The organism is uncultured Mucilaginibacter sp. (assembly GCF_903913935.1).
Lineage (GTDB): Bacteria > Bacteroidota > Bacteroidia > Sphingobacteriales > Sphingobacteriaceae > Mucilaginibacter.
On the sequence record NZ_CAIWNH010000337.1, the window covers coordinates 1 to 2,406 of the forward strand.

A 2,406-nucleotide genomic window follows, 5' to 3' on the forward strand; every position below is an offset into this window, starting at 1 on the left:
TAGTGGGCAGCGCCAACCAAATAACTGATGGCTTAAAGAAAACCGGCATCCCGGTTAATACATTTGATAAATACGCGGCACCGGTTGCCGCACCCGCTGTAAAGCAATAAACCACCCTATCATAATGCGAAGGAGCTTGCTTAGGCAAGCTCTTTTTTTTGTGGGATTTTTTTGTTTTACTTTGAAGTAATATTTTCTAATGTTACCAAAATGGTAACATTTTTTGTATATTTGAAGATAATTGAATGCGAGTTATTGCCCTAAAGACCTTAAAGGAATATGCAGAAGAATATCATCAGGCTGAACAAGCTTTGCTTAGTTGGTATGATGAAGCTGCAAAAGCGAATTGGAACAATTCAGCAGAATTAAAAGTTTTATATAGGAATGCTTCGATTTTGAGTAATAAAAGAGTGGTTTTTAATATTCATGGTAATAGCTACAGACTAATAGTTGATGTAGAATACAAATACAAAATGGTTTTCATTGTTTGGTTTGGGACACATAAGCAATATGACGACATTGATGCAAAAACCGTAAGTTATGACAAAGCCGATTAAAACGGAAGATCAATATAATACAGCCCTGGCGAGGGTTTATGAATTGATGCAAACAGACATTATCGAGAATTCACCCGAGGGTGATGAATTAGAAGTTTTAGGCATTCTTGTGGAAGCCTATGAAAAAGAACATTATCCGATTCCAGCACCGAACCCTTTGGAAGCAATCAAATTTCGTTTAGACCAAATGGGATTGTCAGAAAAAGAATTAGGGGAAATACTCGGATATCGTTCAAGGAAATCCGAGATCCTTTCTGGAAAAAGAAAATTAAGCCTGGCGATGATCAGGAAGCTAAATGAGGTTTTACATATTCCGGCAGAAGTATTAATTCAAGCCTATTAATTTACGCAAATGAAAATCCAGGAACAAAAAATTTACCAGTTGATGGCGGTGATCGCGCTGTTTGTAATCAGCATGGGGGTATCTACTTATATCAATGCCCTTAAAAAAGCCGAGCTGCACAAAACCAGGCAGGCTGAATTTGGTAATTTAGTGTTTAAGGGCAAGGTAATACATGTTCGTATCTACGAATATATGAAGAGCAAATGCTACCAGGTATGCGTAAAACTGGACTCGGCAGGTGTAAAGGATCTTAGTGTGTATAACGATGACGATGCGATCAAAATAAAAAATGGCATTGCTACCTTCGCTGCCGGCCACCTTGATAAAACCTTCGGCCCTGTTGACTCGGTAGCCGTAAATGTTAACCACAGCGGCAAGGTATTCCTTTACTATCGTGATAAAAGCTTTATCAAGTTTGATGACTTTAGCTTTGAGCCCTACGGGATGAAGAAAAGCGACCTGAATTTTTGTTTTTGAGGGATTTAAACTCAATTTGTCATTGCGAGGCTCTCAAAAAAAAGCGTCCGTTTGTTTATTTTCTGTCTCACCCAAAACCGGACGGGCGGATATAAATGGCATACCGCAATGCCAGCGCCCAATTAAAACGTGAATAGTTAAATAGCCGCAGCTAGTTTGCTGATATCGCTATCAACAATATAATCCAGTTCTGATTTAGCAGGATAGTATTTGTTTAAAAGCATTTTAATCAGCAAATAGCTTTGAGTAGATTGAACAGGAGGAGAAGCCAACTCATCTATAAGGATTCCCATTAATTTAGTTTTTTTTGCTTCATATTGACTGATCATAAAATCGGATGCGTCAGCCCGCCGATGAAATGAAATCAACTCATCAAGTTTCTTGACATCTTCTATCAAGTCCATCAGCTTATAAATTTCTGCTTTTTTCATCTAATCAAATTTACGTAATAATTTCCAAAAATCCTTTGGGCTGTTTTTTCCCAATTCTATTTCTTTGTGTTTGATTAAATTGATTGATCCAATAGGCTATGTCTGACTGATATAAAAGATGATATTTATGACCTTGAGGGTATATTTTAACAATGTAGGCATCAACACCAAAGAGATTTTGGGATGCCGGGTATTTATAATCGCTTAAACTATCCCCCAACGATTCCACAATAGAAAAATCTAAAAACGTAACCAGGTCAATATCATTTGGCTCCATTTTTTTAGTTACATAGGATCCGTCAATCCATTGCTTAAAATCAACTCCGTTGCACAATTGCTTAAGCGCCGTCGAATACGAAATATAATTGTTAAATAGTTCTTTTCGTTTTACCGATTGAATGGAATTCACAAAAACAGTCTCAAACTCTTCAATAGAAGATCGGATATTTTTATCCGGAACAAGAAAGCCCTTTAAATTAAATTCCAGCATAGTTAGTATTAGATTCAAATATCCACATTTAATATTTTGATAATTGGGTCAATTTAAAACAAAACAAAGGAAAAGCGTCCGGTTGTTTATTTTCTGTCTCACCCAAAA

Annotated in this window: 5 protein-coding genes; 3 read left to right on the forward strand and 2 right to left on the reverse strand. The window is 36.7% G+C overall.

The genetic code is table 11. From position 1 onward, the window contains the following. The first annotated feature begins 245 nt into the window (after window positions 1-245). From QZY09_RS13225 to QZY09_RS13235, 3 genes are read left to right on the forward strand one after another with little or no spacing between them, the layout of a single operon-like run. Window positions 246-557 carry a type II toxin-antitoxin system HigB family toxin gene (locus QZY09_RS13225; RefSeq protein WP_295673088.1) on the forward strand — a complete coding sequence of 104 codons (312 nt, stop codon included), beginning with the start codon at window positions 246-248 and terminating at the stop codon, window positions 555-557. Continuing rightward, window positions 541-900: a helix-turn-helix domain-containing protein gene (locus QZY09_RS13230; protein WP_295673090.1), complete on the forward strand. Its 360-nt coding sequence runs from the start codon at window positions 541-543 to the stop codon at window positions 898-900. The genes QZY09_RS13225 and QZY09_RS13230 overlap by 17 nt, the downstream gene beginning before the upstream one ends. 9 nt (window positions 901-909) lie before the next feature. After that, a complete protein-coding gene (locus tag QZY09_RS13235; protein ID WP_295673092.1) occupies window positions 910-1,377 on the forward strand; it encodes a hypothetical protein in 468 nt (155 codons plus the stop codon). Between the two features lie 137 nt (window positions 1,378-1,514). Here the strand turns inward: QZY09_RS13235 and QZY09_RS13240 are convergent, their stop codons facing one another. Together QZY09_RS13240 and QZY09_RS13245 are read right to left on the reverse strand one after the other, a co-directional pair. Then, window positions 1,515-1,808, reverse strand: coding sequence for a hypothetical protein (locus tag QZY09_RS13240; protein WP_295673094.1), 294 nt, complete (start codon window positions 1,806-1,808; stop codon window positions 1,515-1,517). A 10-nt stretch (window positions 1,809-1,818) separates the two neighbouring features. Next, window positions 1,819-2,298, reverse strand: a complete 480-nt coding sequence (locus QZY09_RS13245) for a hypothetical protein (protein WP_295673096.1) — start codon at window positions 2,296-2,298, stop codon at window positions 1,819-1,821. Window positions 2,299-2,406 lie beyond the last annotated feature (108 nt).

Coding starts and splice junctions, on each gene's coding strand:
- QZY09_RS13225 (WP_295673088.1), top strand. CDS start 246: ATGCGAGTTATTGCCCTAAAGACCTTAAAGGAATATGCAGAAGAATAT.
- QZY09_RS13230 (WP_295673090.1), top strand. CDS start 541: ATGACAAAGCCGATTAAAACGGAAGATCAATATAATACAGCCCTGGCG.
- QZY09_RS13235 (WP_295673092.1), top strand. CDS start 910: ATGAAAATCCAGGAACAAAAAATTTACCAGTTGATGGCGGTGATCGCG.
- QZY09_RS13240 (WP_295673094.1), bottom strand. CDS start 1,808: ATGAAAAAAGCAGAAATTTATAAGCTGATGGACTTGATAGAAGATGTC.
- QZY09_RS13245 (WP_295673096.1), bottom strand. CDS start 2,298: ATGCTGGAATTTAATTTAAAGGGCTTTCTTGTTCCGGATAAAAATATC.